Genomic DNA, 18,909 nt, shown 5'->3' on the forward strand with positions numbered 1-18,909 from the left:
CACCGACGGTCTCCAGCGCCGTATCTCCCGCCTCCAGCCGCCCTGTCCGTTAGGTTCCAGCCATGACCGACCGTCTGCTCGAACTCCACGTCGAGAACTTCCGCAGCCTGCGCGACGTGACCATTCCGCTCGGCCCGCTGACCGTGCTCGTCGGACCGAACGCCGCGGGTAAGTCGAACGTCCTGGAGGTGTTCGACTTCCTCGCGGACGTGATCCGTACGGATCTCCAGCCGGCCCTGGACTCCCGCCAGGGTTTCACCGAGATCGCGTTTTGGGGCGGTGCCAAGCCTCCGAACACGCTGAAGATCGGGCTCAAGGCGACCTGGACGACCCACGCGAGCGAGAACACCCCGGACGAGTACGAACTCACCGTTCAGCGACGCACCTTGAAGTCGGGGTCGGACAGCCTCTCCCGCCGCGAGTCCTTCCGGTTCAAGCGCACTCAGGGCCGCGGGCGCCGCATCACGATCTCCGGCGAGTCCGCGCAGGTCACCGACAACAAAGCGGGTCAGGAGTACGACAGCGGCAGCTTCGGGATTCAACGTCTGAGCAGCGGTCTGTCCACGCTGCCGCGCCTGGCGAGTTCGGACGGGGGCAAGGAGGTTTCCCGGTTCGCCGAGCAGCTGTCGTCCTTCCGGGTCTTCGACGTGGATGTGGCGGCGGCCCGCCTGCCGAACCGGGTTCGCCGCGGCGCCCGTTTCCTCGACCTGTCCCCGCAGGCGGACAACCTGGCCGAGTTCCTGATGTACCTGCGAACCGAGGACGACCTCTGGGAATCCTTGATCGAGGACGCCCGTACGGTGCTGCCTCAGTTGGAGGAGATCGAGTTCGCCACGGTCGGTGGGGCAGCCGATCAGGTCACCGTCCTCCTCCACGAACGCGGACTGCGTCGCCCCACTCCGCTCGCCTACGCCTCGTACGGAACGGTGCGACTGCTGGGCCTGCTCGCGCTCCTCTACGATCCGAATCCTCCAGCGCTCACGTGCATCGAGGAGATCGACCACGGCCTGCACCCCCAAGCACTCGCGCTGATCGTGAAGCGCCTGCGGGAGGCGTCGTCCCGCAGCCAGTTCCTGGTTGCCACGCACTCACCGTCCCTCGTCGACCGGCTGCTTCCGGACGAGATCGTGGTGTGCGAGCGCGACGAGGAAGGAGCATCGGTCATTCCCGCTCTCACTGTCGAGGAGGTGCGGGCCATCGTCGAGGAGAGCGGCGACCAACCGCTGGGCGAACTCTGGTTCTCCGGCGTCCTCGGCGGCGACCTCACCGGTGGTGAGATGTGAGCTTTCGGGGGGTGAAGGGGGACCAAGCAGGACGCGGAGTGATCGTCCTGGCAGGTGAGGACGCCAACGACTGCCAGATCGTCGCCGAGATCATCAAGGCACACCATCCGGGTCTGGGAAGCACCAAGATCGTCAGGATCAACGATCCGGTCCGCCTGAAGAAGAAGGCCGGCGCGGCGCTGGAAGAGAACGTGCGCGTACTCGTCGGAAAGGCCAAAGGCAAAGCGCTCCAGCAGAAGGGACCGCTCGTCGGCTTCGCCGTTCACGAGGATCTGGACGACTACACCGGCAACGGCTATCGGAACATCCGGAAGGCCGTCGCGGCGGAGCTGAGGCGTCAGTGCCCGGCGGACTCCTTGTATGCCTTGGCCGCGTGGGAGTCCGAGGGCTGGCTGCTCCTGTTCCCCAAGGCGTTTCCGTACGTCCGCCCCAAGTGGAAGCTCCCCGCCCAGTTGAGCGGCAGGGACACGGGGCTGATCGACAGCCCCAAGGAGAAGCTGAAGCGGGTGCTGCCGTCCCCCACTTTCCGAGAGAGTGACGGTCCGCTGATCGCCAAGGCCGCGTCCGCGCACGGCCTGCTCACCTCTCCGGTCGGGCGGAACAGCTCGCATGACGACCTGGTCGCCGACCTCCGTCATTGGACGGCCCGTTCGTAGCCCAGGTGCGTTCAGCAACCCGCGGAGTCGTGGACGGCTGCCCCGGACACCTGTGTCCGGGGCAGCTCCGTCGGCCGCTCCAGACGGCTACCAGCTCGCGAAGCGCACGAAGGTAGTCCAGGCAGCCGATCCGACGCTCAGACCAGGGCGGGTGGTGTCCTTCGAGTCGCGCACATAGACGGCGTGGGGGCATCCAGCCACCTCGACGCACTCGCCACCATCACCCGCGCTGTAGCTCGACTTGCGCCAGTCCATGGCAACTTCGACGCACTCGCCGCCTTCCTCACTGCTGTAGCTGCTCGTGACCCAGAGCAGCTCATCCCTCCGGCCCTCCGACTTGGCCTTCATAGCTCTCCCAGCAGCTTCTCTACATAGCCGAGCGACGCCCGAGGTGTCAGGGCTTGCGCGCGCAGGATCCCGTACTTGATCTCAAGGCCCCACACAGGCCGCCGCTCTACGTGTACATGACTCACGTTCTGAACTTCAACGTACGCGATCCTGCGGCCTTCTCTTGTCTCGATCAAGGTAAACGGGCCAGCGAGCCCAGCATTCTCCTCGCTCCCCAGGGGCATCACCTGGATCTCTACCGTTCTCCGCTGGCCTGCCAGCAGGATCTGCTCCAGCTGTCCCCGCAGGACGGTCTTCCCGCCGATCGGCCGCCGCAAGACGGACTCATCCACCACGAAGCTCATGAGCGGCGCCGGGTGTTTGGCGAAGACCTCCTGACGCATCAGACGAGCCGCCACGCGCTGCTCGATCGTCTCCTCATCCAAGGGGGGACGCATCATCCCGAACACCGCCCGCGCGTACTCCTCCGTCTGCAACAGTCCCGGGATCGCCTGGTTCGCGTAGACGTGCAGCTCAACCGCCTCCGCCTCCAGCTTCGCCGCATCCCGGAAGAACGCCGGGAACTGGGCCCGCGCGACCTCTTCCTTCATCTCCTTCAGGACCCCGCCCGCGTCCAGCATGTCGTCCGCCTGGTCGATGAACCGCGGTGGCGGCACCCGCCGACCCTGTTCGTACGCGGCGATCGTGGACACCGAGTAGCCCAGCCGGTCCCCGAAGTCGGGACGCTCGATGCCCGCCCGGATCCGGAAGCGTTTCAGCTGGCGGCCGAAGACCCGGAGCATGCCGGATCCGGGGTCCGGGGCGGTGCCCGGGCCGGGGTCTTCCTCGTCGTCGAGGGTGGGTTCGTTCATGCCTCGCATCACCTCCAGCGGACAACGCCGCACCGCGTCGCCCGTCACGCTCCGTCCCGCCTACACGCGCAGACCTGCCGCCTACCGCTACCGCTCGTAGGCGCGCCGCCACTGTCCACCGTAGGCGGGCGGCGGAAGCGTATGCCGTATGAACAGCGAAACTTCCCCCGCCCCAGCGGACCGAGCGACTGCCAACGAGTGCTCCATGCAGTTCGGTTCCTCCCCGCGCGGCGCTCACCTCGCCCGCCGGCTCGTCTCGCACCAGCTCGATGCCTGGGGACACCCGTACGCCTCTCCCGCCAACAGGACGCTGACGCTGATCGCCGCCGAGCTCGCCGCCAACGCGGTCCGGCACGGCCATGTCCCCGGCCGGGACTTCCACCTCCGGCTGTCGGCCACGGCCGACACGCTCCGGGTCGAGGTCAGCGACACCCGGACCGAGCGGGTGCCGCTGCCCACCCACCACGACGCACCGGACGACGCCGAGTCGGGGCGCGGGCTGCTCGTCGTCGCGCGCCTGGCGAGCCGGTGGGCGGTGGCGCCGCGTGTCGGGGCGCCCGGTAAGACCGTGTGGGCGGAGCTGGCCGTTTCACGCCAATGATCAGCAGGTTTTCGGAAATTTGCGGGTTCAGCGCCAGGGGTCTTCGGTACTCTCGCCCGTCCGTGTGTCCGCCGCACGGGGAAGACCTGGGGGGACGAAGAACGTGAGCACCACCACCGACCCGGCCGCCGTCGGCCACCGCATCGCCGTCGTCGACGAGGACCCGCTGCGCGCCCGCCGCGAGGCGCGCGAGCTGCTCGCGGCCCTCGCCGAGACCGATCCGCGGGCCGCGCTCGACATCCCGCGCCCCCGGCCCGAGGCCGAGTCCGCGTCCGACAAGGGCGGCCCCGTCACCGACCTGATCGGGCTGGTCTTCAGCGGGGGTTCGCTCGTCGCCGCCGGCATCCAGGTCTGGCTGGCCCGCGTCCCCCAGCGGACCATCGTCATCACCCGGGCGGACGGGGCGACGCTCCGCGTGACCGGCAAGGAGGCCCGGGCCGACAGCGAGCTGATCGACCGGTTCCTCGCCGGCGGTGCGACCGGGACCCCGGACGAGGACGGCGGCGAGGCGGGGCCGGGCGCGCAGTGAGCGACAACGACCGGTACGCCATGCTCATCGGCGTATCCACGTACGACAGCGACCGCTACCACGACCTGCCGCCCGTCCGGGCCGACCTGCACTACATGCGGGCGGTGCTGGAGAGCACCGAGATCGGCATGTACAACGACTGCGCGATGGTCGCCGAGCCGACCCGCGCCGAAATGCTGTACGCCGTCGAGCAGTTCCTGGAGGAGCGGCAGTCCAGCGAGACGGCGCTGCTGTACTTCTCCGGGCACGGCCAGTTCTGCGAGGCGGACGGGCAGCTGTACTTCCTGACCCGGGACGCCGACCCGGACGACCTGCCGGGCACGGCGGTCCCGGCCGAGTTCCTGGAGCGGATGCTCACGTCCTGCCGGGCGGCGTCCAAGCTGGTGCTGCTGGACTGCTGCTCCAGCGGGTCCGTGGTCCAGGGGTGGACGGCCAAGGGCGGCACGGACACGGACACCGGCGAACGGCCCGGGCCCAGTACGCTGCTGCGCCCGGGCGGCGTGTACTTCATCACCGCCTCCGACGCCCTCCAGGCCGCGTCCGCGATGGCACCGGAGGGGTCCTCCCTCGGTACGTCCCGGTTCACCGGGGAGATCGTGGAGGGCCTGCGGAGCGGGCGGATCAAGGAGGGCGGCTGGATCACCCCGGACGACCTCTTCGAGTACCTGACCGCACAGATGGTCATCAAGGGCGTCCCCGAGGAGCAGCGGCCGACCAAGTCCACGATCCGGGCCACCCGTTCCCTGCCTTTCGCCCGCTCGGTCGCCCGTCCGGTCCGTCTTCCCGACGCGCCGCGCGACGCGGCCCGGGCCGCCGCTCAGAGCGGGGTCTCCCCCGCCCTGCTGAAGGCGCGGCAGCTGGTCGCCCAGGACGCCGGGGAGGGCGTCGACCGGCAGCGGCTGCTGCGGTACTACGCGCACTGCCTCAGCGCCCAGGCGGCGTCCGGCATGCTGCCCGACCGCGACAGCGGCCGGGGCTTCGCGTACTTCCTGCTGGGCCAGGGTCCGGAGAAGATCCAGTCCGGGCTCGGGAACTCCTTCCCCGCCCCCGGGCAGTTGCCCAAGCCGAAGAGCACGGGTGCGCAGGCCGACGGGTCCGGGCTCCAGGAGTACTGGTACGGGTATCCCGCGATCACCCTTCCCGAACGCGGTGGGGACGGCCGCCGGCGGGCGGCGGTGCGGATCGCGCCGCTGCTGGTCCAGCCGATGGAGCTCACCCCGGACGAGAACGGCCGCGACCTGCTGCGCCCGAACGGGGTTCCCTCCCTGCACACCGGTGTGATCACCGAGCTGCTGTCCGACGACGAGGCCACCGAGCTGCTGGCCCGCTGGCAGCCGAGCTGGCAGGAGGGCAACGGCATCCAGATGGTCAAGGCGGTCCGGGAGCTGCTGACCGAGCTCGGCGTTCCGGAGCTGGAGCCCCTCGACCTGTCCTCGCTCAGCGAGCGGTCCGTGATGGACTCGCTGCGGCCGGGCGCCCACAACGCCGCCGTACTGCTGGCGCCTTCCGGGATGGAGCGGGTCGCGACCGAGGGCCTGGTCGACAACCTGCTCCAGATGTCCACGCGCGCCGGTCAGATCACGGGGACCGCGCTGGAGGCCCTCCTGACCGGCGGCGACGGCGACGGCGACCGTGGTGACGGGACGGGGCGTGACGCGGCGGCCGTGACGGTGGTGTCCCCCGGCCCGTGCAACGAGAGCCAGGAGCAGGTGATCTCCTCGGCGATGACCCGTCGGCTCACCGTCGCGACCGGCCCGCCCGGTACCGGAAAGAGCGAGGTGGTGACGGCCGTGGTCGCGACCGCCGTCGCCGCCGGGCAGACCGTACTCGTCGCGTCCACGAACAACGAGGCCGTCAACGTGGTGGCCGAGCGGTGCGACGAGATCTCGCCCGGCCTGCTCATGCGGACCGGAAACGTGGAAGCCCGGGAACGGGAAGCCGAGAAGCTGGCCGGACTGCTGGCCGAGCCGGCCGCGGCCCCGGCCCGGGGTGCCGCGACCGTGGCCGGTGAGCTGCGCAACCGCCACGCGCGTACGGCCGCGCTCCGGGCGGAGGCGGCAGGGCGGGTCGGCGAGGAGGCCCGCCTGCTGGAGCTGGCCCGTGAGCGGGCCCGGCGGGCGGACGGGCTCGCCCTGCCCGTACGACTGCTGGAGGGCGTCTGGGCGGCGGAGGAGCCGGCTGCGCTCGCCCGCTGGGAGGAGCGCGCCCGGAGGGCCGCCGGAGCCGGATGGCTGACCTTCGGCAGGTGGCGCCGCGGGCGGGCCCTCGCAGCGCTCACGGGTTCGTCCGGCGGCGGATCCGAGGGATCGTGGCCGGCCTGGGCCGCGGAGCGCCCTGCCCCGCCCGGGCTGCTGCTCGACCTCGCAGAGGCCGTGGCGGTGGAGCGGGCCCTGCGGGAGCTCGTACCGGCGCATCTCGCCTGGGACGAGGACGCGCTGAAGCAGGCCCGGCTGGAGAGCGCCGCCGCGTCCTCCGCGGCGTCGGGAGAACTGGCGCACTCCGTGGCCGCCGAGAGCATGGTGCGGGGACAGTCGCTGATGAACCAGCGGCTCCAGGCTTTGCGCCGGCGCTCGGGTTTCCAGAAGAGCCAGCGCAATCTGATGGCCCACCTGAAAGGATGGGCCATCAGTACGCACTCGGTGCGCCAGCTCGAACTCACCCCGAAGCTCTTCGACCTCGTGGTGATCGACGAGGCGAGCCAGTGCTCGATCCCGTCGGTGCTGCCGCTGCTGTTCCGGGCGAAGCGGGCGCTGATCATCGGCGACCCGATGCAGCTCGGGCACATTCCCGGGATCAGCCCGGAACAGGAGCGGCAGGCCCGGGTACGGGCGGGCCTGACCGCCGCGCAGCTGGAGGACCACCGGCTGGCCTACCACGTGTACGCCTCGTACCACGCGGCGGCACAGCACGGCGAGGAGGCGCTGCTGCTCGACGAGCACTACCGGTGCCATCCGCAGATCGCGGACGTGGTCAACGGCTACTGCTATGCGGGCCGGTTGCAGGTCCTCACCGATGTCCGCAGGCAGGTCCCGCCGGCCGATCCGGCAGGGGCGGCCGATCCGGCCCCGGTGCTCGGCTGGGTGGACGTGCCGCACGGCGAGTCCGCGGCCGGCAGCGGCGGCCGGTCCTGGCGCAACCAGGCCGAGGCGGACCGGGTGCGGCGGACGGTGGACGAGCTGCTGGCACGGCTGCCCGAGGACGCCACGGTCGGGGTGGTGACGCCGTTCCGTGCGCAGAAGGAGGCGCTGGCCCGGGTGTGGGCCGGTGACGACCGGGTCCGGGTCGGTACGGTGCACGCCTTCCAGGGCGGTCAGCGCGACGTCATGGTCCTGAGCCCGGTGGCCACGGACAACACCCCGCCGAAGACGACGCACTGGGTGTCGAGCCAGGTCAACCTCTGGAACGTCGCGGTCACCCGGGCGAAGTCGCAGCTGATCACGGTGGGGAGCCACCGCTTCTGGCAGGGGCAGGCGGGGCTGCCGGCCCTCCTCGCGGAGCGCTCGACGGCGCTGGGCGCGGGGGCTTCCGCAGACCAGGACACGGTCCCCGGTGCCCCGGCGTCGCCCGGATTCCGCGAGGAGCTCGCCGACCGGCTCCAGGACTACCTCGGTACTCGTGGCATCACCGACCTGGAACGCGCGGCAGTGGTCGGCGGGCACCCGGTGGACCTGCTGTTCACCGTGCACGGGGAGAACACGGCGGTACTCATCGACACGGGTCCCCTGCCCGGGCAGGATCCCGCCCGCCATCTGCGGCTCACCCACGCACGCGGTGACCTGCTGATCGGGCTGCCCTCCGGCGGCCGCGGGGCCAAGTCCGCGCCGGTGGCCCGGACGGTGCGGCTGCCGGCCTGGCGGGTGCCGGCCGGGCCGGCGGTGCTGGATCCCCTCTTCGCCTGACCGCTCCCCTGCGGGACGGGGGCCGGGGGTCGGCGGGCCGGGGTCAGGTGCGCAGGCTCCGGACGACGTACGACATGTGCTGGACGTTTCCCACCCGGAGCCAGACCGACGCGTTGCCCGTCCCGGACGGCCCCCGCCCGTGCGCGCAGTCCCGCAGCCAGCTCTCCCCCGCGCCGGCCGCCGCGCCCCGGAAGTCCGGCAGCTCGGTGAGCTGCCGGGCTGCCGCCCGGTTGACGGTGGTGCGGTCCTCGCCGCGGGCGAGGACCTTGGCGAGGACGAACGACTCCCCGGCCGTGTAGCGCAGCGTCCCCCAGGGCGGGCCGCCGCGGCCGGCGGACGCCTCGCGGGCGAGGGCCCGGGCGGGCTGGATGCCGTAGTCGCCGTAGCTCAGCCAGGACGCGTACCCGCGGCCGCTGTCCGACAGCTCGCGCCAGGTGTGCCAGTCCATCCGGGGTTCGGCGTGCAGGCCGTGTTCCAGCATGTCGGCGGTCACATCCGGGAACGCGCCGCTGAGGACGGCCGCAGTCCGCCACGGAGTCAGCGGCATCAGGGCGTCGAGGGCGCGCAGGGCCTCCTTCCCGGCCTCGGCCCGGTCGGCCAGGACAGCGCCCAGGTCGAGCAGCAGGTCCGCCTCGACGGCCGGATCCGCCCGCGCCAGAAGATCGCGTACGGCGAGGGCGGCGGCGCCGTCCCACTCCCCGGGCACCGTGACCCGTATGCCGAGGCCGTTGCCCGAGGTGCGGGCCTGTGCCAGGGAAGCCGCCTGGTGTGAGGCGGGGCGGTCGGGGCCGGTGACCGGTCGCAGGGGGCCCAGTTCGCCCAGTTCCGCCAGCACGGCCGCGAGTGCGGTCAGTTGTGCCGGGTCGGCAGACGGGGCGTCGAGCCAGGCGGGATGGTGGCGCTGCCTCCTGCTCACGGCCTGCGCGTCACGCCGGACCTCCGTGCGGAGGGCGTCCGGGGGGAGGCCCGGTCGCGGAGGCAGGTTCCAGAGCGGTACGACGGCCGACTGCACGGCCGGGTCCAGGTGCCGGTAGGCGGCCAGGGCGTGCGGTTTGGCCGGCAGGACGGGAACATACAGCGGTCCGGACATGGCGGCTCCCCCTCGGCTCTGCCCGTGTCCTCTTCCCTCGCTTCTCAGGTTCTCCCGTTTCCGGACATCCCGGAACAGCGCGTTTCCGGCCCGATTGACCGAAAAACTGTCCGGCGGCCGGTCGCTCGGTCAGATCTGCCCCGGCGGGCGGCCGTGCCCGCTATACGGTGGTGCTGATCATCAGGGCACGGGCAAGAAAAAGGGGACGTCGTGAAGCCGACCATGGCCGCCGCCCAGCTCCGCGGCAGTCTGACGCAGTACCTCACGACGACGTACGCCCTCGCCGAGGAGGACACCCGGCGGGCGCTGGAGCGCTTCCTCGGCCACCCCGAGACGGGGATCTTCCGGGGGCCCTACCTGCGCATCAGGACCCCGTTCCACGTGGCCGACGACGGCTGGCAGCGGGAGCTGGAGTGGACGGCCGGGTTCCCCGGTTTCGCCCCGTACCGGCACCAGGCCAAGGCATGGGCCCGGCTGTCCACCCTGAACGGCCCGGCCCGGCCGACGCTGGTGACGACCGGTACCGGCTCCGGCAAGAGCGAGTCGTTCCTGATCCCCGTCCTGGACCACTGCCGACGGCAGCGGGCACAGGGCCGCCGCGGCGTCAAGGCCGTCCTGCTGTACCCGATGAACGCGCTCGCCACCGACCAGGCCGGCCGCATCGGGGACTACCTGGCCCGCCCGGAGCTGGCACAGGTCACGGCAGGCCTCTACATCGGCGACCGGCCCGACACGGACTTCCGGCGGGTGATGACACGGCGCGAGGAGATGCGCGTGTCACCGCCCGACGTCCTGATCACGAACTACAAGATGCTCGACCTGCTGCTCCAGCGCGGCGAGGACCGCTCGCTGTGGGAGGGCGCCGACCTCGCGTACGTCGTGCTCGACGAGTTCCACACCTACGACGGAGCCCAGGGCACCGACGTGGCCATGCTGCTGCGCCGGCTGGCCGCCGCGGTGGGTGCGTCGCAGCCGGGCCGGCCGCTCGGGTCGGTCTGCCCCGTGGCGACGTCGGCGACCCTGGGCGAAGGCAGCCCCGGCCAGGAGTCCGGCGGCATCCTCGACGTGGCGGCGCGGGTGTTCGGCATGCCGTTCCCCGCCGACGCCGTGATCGGCGAGGAGCGGATGTCGGCCGAGGAATTCACCGGTGCCGTCGACTACGAGCTGCCGGAGCCCCCGACCCCGCAGGAGGTCATCGAGGCCTCCGGCGGTCCCGGTGCGGAGGCCCAGCCCGACCTGCTGGACCTGGACGGCCTGGCCGCCCGGCTGCTGGGCCGTACCGGCCTCGACGCCTTCCGCATCGGGCGGCTGCTGAAGCGGCACGACTTCACCCACGGCGTGCTGTCACTGCTGGGCGGAGAACCGCTGGACGAGTGGGGGCTGCGCGACCGGCTCGCCCGGTTCGGGTACGCCTGGGGGCGCACCGCACGCGAGAACCCGCAGCTGGTACTCCAGGCCCTGTCCCGGTTCGTCGCCCTGCTGTCGGCGGCCCGCGACCCCGAGTCCGACGAGCGCCGGCCCCGGCCGCTGCTGCACATCGAGGCCCACCTGTGGGTCCGCCCCGTCACCCGTGTCCTGCGGGGAGTGGGCGCGTCGCCGGAGTTCCGCTGGTACGAGGACGACCGCACCGCGGCGCGGCGGGCCGCCCTGAACGCGGCCCCGCTCGCCGACGAGGACCCCGACGGATCCTCCGGAGGCTGGCCGACGCCGCTCGCCAGCCGGCCCCAGCCGCTCCCCGGCACGGACACGGCGGTCCGGCCGCCCGAAATCCACCTGCCCGCCGTGTACTGCCGCAACTGCGGGCGCTCCGGCTGGGCGGCCCTGTCGCCCGAAGCCGATCCGCAGCGGCTGGTCATGGCACAGGACCGGATCTGGCGGGCCGCCGTGGGCCGCGACAAGCGGCGCATCCGCTACTTCATCTCCGCCACCCGGCGGGAGCGGCAGCAGGCCCTCGACGCGCTGACCGGCGCCCGGCCCGCGGAGAGCAGCGGCGTCGATCCCCTGTCGGTGGTCGTCCTGGACGGCGGCCAGGGCACGTACCGGATGCCGGCGTCCGCGGACGCCGGGGAACTGCTCGACGCCTGGTTCGCACTGGCCCTGCTCGACAAGAAGACGGCCGACCGGGCGGCCAAGGACGACCGCTGCCCGGCCTGCCACACCGACAACAGCATCCGCTTCCTCGGCACCGCGCAGGCCGCCCTCGCCTCGGCGACGGTCACCCAGCTGTTCACCGGCGGCGACATCGCGCTCGTCCCCGAAGAGCGCAAAACGCTCCTCTTCAACGACTCCACCCAGGACGCGGCACACCGTGCGGGGTACGTCGCCAACGCCTCGTACAAGTTCTCGCTGCGCTCCCTCCTCGCCCACAACCTCGACGAGTCCGGCGCGCCGACCGCGCTCAACGACCTGATCGGGCACGTGCTGGAGTCCGTGGACGACCCGGAGGCCCTGGCCGCGGTCGTGCCGCCCGACCTGCACGACGAGCCGGGCGTCGACCGGCTGCTCTCGGGACGCGGCACCGGCGACGCCCGCACCTGGAAGCTGATCGGCGAACGCCTCGCCTTCGCGACCGTGATGGAGTTCGGGCTCCGCAGCCGCATGGGCCGCACCCTGGAGCTGACCCGCACCGCCGCCGCCGAGGTCGTGGTGGAGGATCCGGACCGGGTGACGGACCTCGCCCGGGACCTCCACCTGTCCCTGCCGGGCCAGCTGCTGGCCACGGGCGCGCTGCCCTCGCCCGAGCGCTACCTGGCGTACGTACGCGGGCTCCTGGAGCGCATGCGGCTGCGCGGCGCGGTGTACCACCGGTGGCTCGACACCTGGATGAAGGAAGCCGGGACGAACCGGTACCTCATCTCCGGCCGCAGGCCCGACGGCATGCCCGCCTTCCCCGAGGGCGTGGCTCCGCCCCGCTTCCTGCTGGACGGGCAGAAGGACCGGTCCGAGTTCGACGCGGTCACCGGACGGCTCGGCTGGTACCAGGACTGGACGCGCAGGTGTCTGGACCTGGACGCCGCCGGTGCCACGGAATACCTGCGCACCCTGCTGCCCGCCCTCGCCGACGAACGCGTCCTGGCCGTGCGGACCGCCGGCGACCGCCAGACCCGGCTCTACGGGCTCCTGCCCGGGCACATCCATGCGCAGCTGCTCCACGACTCCGTCGTCAACAAGGCGTACGTCAGCTGCGAGGACTGCGGCTGGCAGCAGGTCGTCGCCCCCGAACGGTGCACCCGCTGGTACGGGCACCCCTGCCCCCGCTACCGGTGCAAGGGGATGCTGACGGCTCCCCAGCCCGACGCGCCGCGCAGCGGATCCAGTGTGGCCGCCTTCGGTTCGGGCGCGCGAGAACGTGATTACAGCGCCGACTACTACCGCCGGCTCTACCTGACGGGCGGAACCTTCCGTGTGGTCACGGCCGAGCACACGGGCATGCTCAGCCGGCCGGAACGGGAGCGGGTCGAGCGCAGTTTCAAGGCGGGCACGCATTACACCGATCCCAACGTGCTGTCCTGCACTCCGACGCTCGAACTCGGCATCGACATCGGCGAGCTGTCCGCGGTGCTGCTCGGCTCCCTGCCCGGCGGCCCCGCCAACTACGTGCAGCGGGCCGGCCGCGCCGGACGCCGCACGGGCAACGCCCTGGTGGTCGCGTTCGGCGGCCGCCGGGCCCGCGACCTGTACTACCTGGACGAGCCGCGCGAGATGATCGCCGGAAAGATCCTCCCCCCGGGCTGCTACCTGTCCGCCGTCGAGATCCTGCGGCGCCAGTACACCGCGCGCCTCCTCGATCTCGCCGCCCGCGGCGAGCTGCGCACCGCGGACGGCGAGGTCCTCGCTCCCGTACCCCGGCTGTCCTCCGCCCTGTTCGGCGCGACCGGATGGTGCCAGGACCTGGCGGACGCCGCCCAGACGCACGGCGCCGTCCTCGTCGAGGAGTTCCTCCGCCTCTTCCCGGACCCCGCGGGCGCCACCGGCCCGGCCGGGGAGACCGTGTCCGAGCATGCGGCGGACCAGCTGAGGGAGTACGCCACGGACGGCATCGTCCGGGCCCTGCAGGAAGCCGAGGAGGACTGGACCGGGCGCCGCGAGGAGCTGCGGCGGCGGATCGCGGCGATCGACGAGGCAGCCGACCAGCTGGTCCGCAGCGACACCGTGCAGGAGCGCGAGCGCCGTGAACTCCTCGCCGAGCGGCGCAGTGTCGGAAACCTGCTGCGCGAGCTGAGCCAGTCGAGCGCCCACGGGACGCTGGTGGAACTGGGCCTGCTGCCGAACTACAGCCTGACCGACACCACGACACAGCTGGAAGCGACGCTGTACTGGACGCAGACGGCGGACGACGAGGAAGAAGACGCCCGGCCGGAAGCCCCCGCGGCAGACCCGCGCGAGCGGGTGTACCGCAGCGAGACCCGGGACTACGAGCGCTCCCGGAAGCTCGCCCTGACGGAACTGGCTCCCGGCAACAGCTTCTACGTCAACGGCTACCGGCACGTGGTGCGCGCGCTCGACGTCGGCACCCCCGACCGCCGCGCCTGGTCGGTGTGGCGGCTCTGCCCCGCATGCGGATACGTCCGTACGCACGACGCCAAGGCCGACACGAGTCCGTGCCCCCGCTGCGGCGGGCGGGAGATCGCCGACGCCGGCTGCGTGCAGTACGTGCTCCAGCCGCGGCGCGTCATCTCGCGTGACAAGCGCGACGACGCCCGGGTCCGGGACGACCGCGACGAACGCGACCGCCGCCACTACTCGGTACTGACGAGTGTCGACATCGACCCGGAGCGCATCACTCCGGGCTCCTGGCGCCACGAGACCGCGGTGTTCGGCGTGGACTTCACCCGGCAGGCGAAGATCCGGACGTTCAACCTGGGCCTCGACCGCGAGGAGGGCAGCAGCACCGTACCGTTCGCCGGCGCGGACGTCCGGCTCAACCCGTTCTACGTCTGCACCGGTTGCGGAGGTGCGACCGCCGAGGGACGTCCCGTGGTGGACGTACCCCAGCACGCGCTCACGGAGTCCGGCGCGCTGAGCACCACGGCAGCCGCGCACCACCTCCTGTGGTGCCCCCGCCGCAGGGTCAAGGGAACCTCGGCGTCCGGCGGCGGCGAGCAGCAGGGCAAGGGCGAGGACGTGCCGCTGCTGCTGGCCCACGAACTCACCACGGAGGCCGTCCGCGTCCTGCTGCCCGCCTCTGTGGCGCGGGCCAAGGAGCGCCTCGCCTCGTTCACGGCAGCGCTGTTCGCGGGCATCTCGGCGCAGTACGGCGGGGACCCGGACCACATCGACATCGCCGAGGCGACCATGCCCGATCACGCGGGTGCCGACGGCTCCGACTGGCCGCGGCGGTTCCTCGTGGTCTACGACCGCCTCCCGGGCGGCACCGGCTACCTGCACCGGCTCGCGTCCGCCGACGGCTTCCGCGACGTGCTGGTGAAGGCGCGCGAGGTCATCGAGAGCTGCCCGTGCCGCGCCAAGGGTCTCGACGGCTGCCACCAGTGCCTGCTGCGCCGCGTCCCGGCGGCCGACTACGACAAGGTCAGCCGCAACGAGGTGCGGCAGATGTTCCAGGAGCTGCTGGGCGAGAATGCCGAGGGCTGGCGGACCTCTCCGGTCGAGACCACGCGTCACATCCCGCTGGAGCGCCAGGCGGAGAGCGACCTGGAGATCATGTTCATCGAGACGCTCCAGGAATGGGCCAGGCTCACCGAGTCGCAGGCGACCGCCGACGCCTACACCACTGCGGCGGGCACGTACGCCCTCGACCTCCGGCTGACCGCGGCCGACGGCACCACCGTGAGCTGGCGGGTCTCGCAACAGCGCGCCCTGGACGGCACGCGACCCGACATACTCCTCGAACGCCTCGACGCCCCCGGCCCCCGTGTCGCCGTGTACCTCGACGGATTCGCGTACCACGCGACTCCCGCCCACAACCGTCTCGCCGACGACGCGGCCAAGCGGACGGGGCTGCGCAGCGACGGGCTGCGCGTGTTCCAGCTGACGTACGACGACGTCAAGGAATGGCGCGAGCGCGTACGCGACAACGGATACGCGGGGGCGGGTCCGGTGAACCCGGTCTGGGAACCGTACGGGGCGGAGGCGCAGAAGCGGGCCCGCGACTACTACAGCCAGGTCGGCAAGGGGCTGCCCGGCGAGCTGGCCGACTCCGTGTGGGTCAGCCCGGCCCGGCTCCTGCTCGCCTATCTGCGCTCGCCCGACGCGGTCCGCTGGCAGCGGCGGGCCGAGGCGGCTGCCGCGGGCTTCATCGCGGCCGGGGGCATCCGGGCGGCCGCCCTCGGCGGCGACGGCGTCGGCGCGGGTGTGGAGGCGGCGCTGCGCGGCGGAGCGGCCGCGGGCCCTGCCGGGCCCGTCCGGCTGCTGTACGGGACGGATGCCTCGGGCTGCCGCCTCGTGCTGGCCGCGGACAGCAGGCGTACCCCGCCGGTGTGGACGGGGCTCACGGTGCTGGACGACAGTGAGGCGGCCCTGGCCGAAGGACCGGCGCACCGGCGCCGCTGGCGGGCCTGGCTGTTCTGGAGCAACGTGCTGCAGTTCCTGGACCACGGTGGCGGCGACAGCGTGCAGCTCACCACCGGCCTGCTCGACGGCTTCGCGTCCGAGGTGCTGACCGTGACCGGTGGAGAGGGCTGGCTGCCGTCCACGCGGACCCGGATCGCGGTGGCGGAGCCGGCCCAGCCCGCCGCCGCCCCTGCGGCGGCAGTGGAAGTCGGGGCTGTCCGGGACGAGGGGGCGGCGGCCGGGGAACCGGCGCCCGCGGCCGACGGCCGGGACGCCCGCTGGGACGAGGTGATGGAGTACCTCGACGAGGACGAGCCCGGACTCGCCGCGCTGGCACGGGCCCTGGCCGACGCGGGCGTGCCCGCGCCCGAGGACGGCTACGAACTCGACGAAGCGGGCTGGCAGGCGGAACTGGCCTGGCCCGCCGTCCGCACCGGCGTGGTCCTGGCCCCCCGTACGGGCGGACCCGAAGCCGGCGCGGAACCCGACTACGAGGCCGCGGACCGGGACAAGGCGTTCACAGCCGCCGGCTGGGACGTCCGCCCCGCCACCGCCTGGGACCCCGCCGAGCTGATCGCCCGGCTCACGGGGCGCCGAGAGGACGAGAACCACCACAGCACGGACAACGGGGGGCACACCTCATGAACACCTCGGGCGTGAAGCTGCGCCTGCTCGACAAGGCCGACAAGGAGATCCGCAAGCTCCCCCGCACGGTCAAGGGCGCGTTCTTCGACTTCCAGCACAAGTTCAAGACCAACCCGGGGGCGACCGGGCTCAAGCTGCAGCAGCTCAAGGGCGACAGCCGGCTGTGGTCGGCCCGTGTCAGCGACGACTACCGGGCCCTGCTGCTCAGGCTCGCGGACGACGACTGGCTGATCGTCTCCGTCAAGCACCGCAAGGACGTCTACGACCGGCTGTCCGCCGGCGTCAACCCGGTGACCGGCGGCATCGAGTACGTCGACCTGGAAGTCGTCGAGGAGAGCGTCTTCCGACGCCTCGCGCCCCCTCCCGCGGTTCCGGCTGCCGCACCCGCACCGGCCGGGCCCGAGGAGCTCTTCGCCGCCTGGTCCGACACCCAGCTGTCCGAACTCGGCGTCGCCGAACCCCTGCTCCCGGTCGTCCGGACCCTGACCACCGAGGACCAGCTGCTGGGACTCGTCGAGTACGCGCCCCAGCTCACGGGCGAGGTGCTGCTCGCCCTCTTCGACGGCAAGTCCTACGACGACGTGCTCGATCAGGTGACGGCGCCCGTCGCCGCCGCCGAGCCGATCGACCCCGAGGACTTCCAGGCCGCCGCCGAACGTCCGGCCACGGTGGTCACCACATCCGACGAGGCCCTCAAGGAAGCACTGGAAGGGGGCGACTTCAGCCGGTGGAAGGTCTTCCTCCACCCCACCCAGGCCAAGCTCGTGGAACGGCGCTACTCGGGACCCGCACGGGTCGGTGGCGGGCCCGGCACGGGCAAGACCATCGTCGCCCTGCACCGGGTCCGTCATCTGGTCGGCCAGCTACGCCCCGGACATGACAAGCCCATCCTGCTGACGACATACAACAAAAACCTGGCCGCGGACCTGCGCTCGCGCCTGCTGGAGCTGGGCGGCGAAGAGCTGCTCGCCCGGGTGGACGTGAGCCACGTCGACCAGGTGGCGCTGCGCATCGTCCGCGAGGCCGAACCCGGCAGCGGAAAGCAGACCATAGACGACAGCCAGGCCGTACGGGAATGGCGTGCGCTGCTGGACGAGCTGGGAGAGGACGACTGGGATCCCGAATTCCTGCACGACGAATGGACCCAGGTCATCCTCGGGCAGGCCGTGCCCACCCGCGCCGACTACTTCCGCGCCCGGCGGGCCGGGCGCGGCCGGAACATCTCCCGTGCCGAGCGCGCCCGGATCTGGCAGCTCGCCGAGCGTTTCACGCAGCGACTCGACCGCCTCGGCCGGCAGACGTGGGACCAGGTGGCCGAGCGCGCCGCCAGGCTGGAGATCGGCCGAGAGCAGCGCATCCTTGCGATCGCGCGGCAGCGTGAGGAAACGGGCGGGCTGGACAACGTCCACCTGCAGGACGGCTCCGGAGGCTGGCTGCGGTACCGCTACCGGCACATCGTCGTGGACGAGGCACAGGATCTGCGCCCGGCGCACTGGAAGATGCTGCGGGCGATGGCCCCGCGCGAGGCCGACGACCTGTTCCTGGTCGGCGACACCCATCAGCGGATCTACAAGAACCAGGTGACGCTGGGCAGCCTGGGAATCAACATCCGCGGCCGGTCCTCGAAGCTGACCCTGAGCTACCGCACCACCCGGCAGATCCTCCGCTCCGCTCTCGACGTACTGGGCGAGACGGCTTACGACGATCTCGACGGCAGCCAGGAGACGCTGGCCGGCTACCGGTCCGTGCTGAGCGGCAACCAGCCGACCGGGCACGCGCACCCCGACTGGGCAACGGAGCGGGAGGGCATCGCAGCGCTGATCCAGACGTGGGACGCCAGTCCGGACATGAGCATTCCGCACGAGCAGATCGCGATCTGCGTGCCGACGAACCAGATGGCGGCCGAAGTGGCGTACACCCTCGGCCTGCACGGGATCCGCCCGGTGGAGATCCGCGCCGACGGCCCGCACGGGGACGGCGGCGTGCACATCGGCACGATGTTCCGGTTCAAGGGGCTGGAGTACCAGCGCATGATCATTGCCGGTGTCGCGGACGGCCTGGTCCCGCGCGAGGCCGTGAACAGGCTGCGGGCGACGGATCCGGTCCGCTACCGCCACGAGGTGCAGCGCGCCCGGTCCCTGCTGTTCGTGGCGGCGACTCGGGCCAGGGACAGCGTGGACGTCTTCTGGCACGGAACGCCCAGCCCGTTCCTGGGTTCAGCGCTGACACGGCAGGGGTAGCCCCCGCAGCCCGACGAGCGGAGTGGACGGAGCCACCGCGCACAGGCTCCGTCCACGCGCATACCGACGTTCGTCGCATCACATCGCTCTCGATGGCGCCCCTCCTCCACGGTTGGCATCGGATACGCGTTCGCGCGTTCCTCCCCCGAGACGGGCACTGCCGACCCGAAGCCTCGGAAGCGTGTGATCGAGGATCAGTTGTTCTTGGATCTCGACGAGGGCTTCGCGGACTGATGCGGGTACGTCGGACGCAAACG

10 protein-coding genes are annotated in these 18,909 nt (G+C 72.0%); 7 read left to right on the forward strand and 3 right to left on the reverse strand.

All coding sequences use genetic code 11. From position 1 onward, the window contains the following. Positions 1–62: 62 nt before the first annotated feature. On the forward strand, positions 63–1,283 hold the full coding sequence (locus tag ACIQUT_RS20815; protein ID WP_403564486.1) for an AAA family ATPase: 1,221 nt from the start codon (positions 63–65) through the stop codon (positions 1,281–1,283). A 38-nt stretch (positions 1,284–1,321) separates the two neighbouring features. After that, a complete protein-coding gene (locus ACIQUT_RS20820) occupies positions 1,322–1,939 on the forward strand; it encodes a hypothetical protein (protein WP_403564488.1) in 618 nt (205 codons plus the stop codon). An 87-nt stretch (positions 1,940–2,026) separates the two neighbouring features. On the opposite strand, the gene ACIQUT_RS20825 is transcribed toward ACIQUT_RS20820, so the two are convergent. Together ACIQUT_RS20825 and ACIQUT_RS20830 are read right to left on the reverse strand one after the other, a co-directional pair. After that, positions 2,027–2,287, reverse strand: a complete 261-nt coding sequence (locus ACIQUT_RS20825) for a DUF397 domain-containing protein (protein ID WP_403564489.1) — start codon at positions 2,285–2,287, stop codon at positions 2,027–2,029. Continuing rightward, positions 2,284–3,138 carry a helix-turn-helix domain-containing protein gene (locus ACIQUT_RS20830; RefSeq protein WP_403564491.1) on the reverse strand — a complete coding sequence of 285 codons (855 nt, stop codon included), beginning with the start codon at positions 3,136–3,138 and terminating at the stop codon, positions 2,284–2,286. Before ACIQUT_RS20830 ends, ACIQUT_RS20825 begins: the two co-directional genes overlap by 4 nt. A gap of 205 nt (positions 3,139–3,343) precedes the next feature. On the opposite strand from ACIQUT_RS20830, the gene ACIQUT_RS20835 reads away from it, so the two are divergent. The 3 genes from ACIQUT_RS20835 (at position 3,344) to ACIQUT_RS20845 (ending at position 8,167) form a co-directional block, all read left to right on the forward strand. Continuing rightward, on the forward strand, positions 3,344–3,739 hold the full coding sequence (locus ACIQUT_RS20835) for an ATP-binding protein (RefSeq protein WP_403564492.1): 396 nt from the start codon (positions 3,344–3,346) through the stop codon (positions 3,737–3,739). A gap of 103 nt (positions 3,740–3,842) precedes the next feature. Then, a complete protein-coding gene (locus ACIQUT_RS20840; RefSeq protein WP_403564494.1) occupies positions 3,843–4,268 on the forward strand; it encodes a hypothetical protein in 426 nt (141 codons plus the stop codon). Continuing rightward, complete coding sequence (locus tag ACIQUT_RS20845; protein ID WP_403564495.1) at positions 4,265–8,167, forward strand: AAA domain-containing protein; 3,903 nt, start codon at positions 4,265–4,267, stop codon at positions 8,165–8,167. Before ACIQUT_RS20840 ends, ACIQUT_RS20845 begins: the two co-directional genes overlap by 4 nt. 43 nt (positions 8,168–8,210) lie before the next feature. On the opposite strand, the gene ACIQUT_RS20850 is transcribed toward ACIQUT_RS20845, so the two are convergent. Beyond that, positions 8,211–9,257 carry a beta family protein gene (locus ACIQUT_RS20850; protein WP_403564496.1) on the reverse strand — a complete coding sequence of 349 codons (1,047 nt, stop codon included), beginning with the start codon at positions 9,255–9,257 and terminating at the stop codon, positions 8,211–8,213. A 210-nt stretch (positions 9,258–9,467) separates the two neighbouring features. Here ACIQUT_RS20850 and ACIQUT_RS20855 point away from each other — a divergent pair, with 210 nt between their 5' ends. Both ACIQUT_RS20855 and ACIQUT_RS20860 read left to right on the forward strand, forming a co-directional pair. Then, on the forward strand, positions 9,468–16,412 hold the full coding sequence (locus tag ACIQUT_RS20855) for a DEAD/DEAH box helicase (protein ID WP_403564498.1): 6,945 nt from the start codon (positions 9,468–9,470) through the stop codon (positions 16,410–16,412). Then, positions 16,409–18,652, forward strand: coding sequence for a UvrD-helicase domain-containing protein (locus ACIQUT_RS20860; protein ID WP_403564500.1), 2,244 nt, complete (start codon positions 16,409–16,411; stop codon positions 18,650–18,652). The genes ACIQUT_RS20855 and ACIQUT_RS20860 overlap by 4 nt, the downstream gene beginning before the upstream one ends. Positions 18,653–18,909: the final 257 nt, after the last annotated feature.

Source organism: Streptomyces sp. NPDC090445 (assembly GCF_044769385.1).
Lineage (GTDB): Bacteria > Actinomycetota > Actinomycetes > Streptomycetales > Streptomycetaceae > Streptomyces.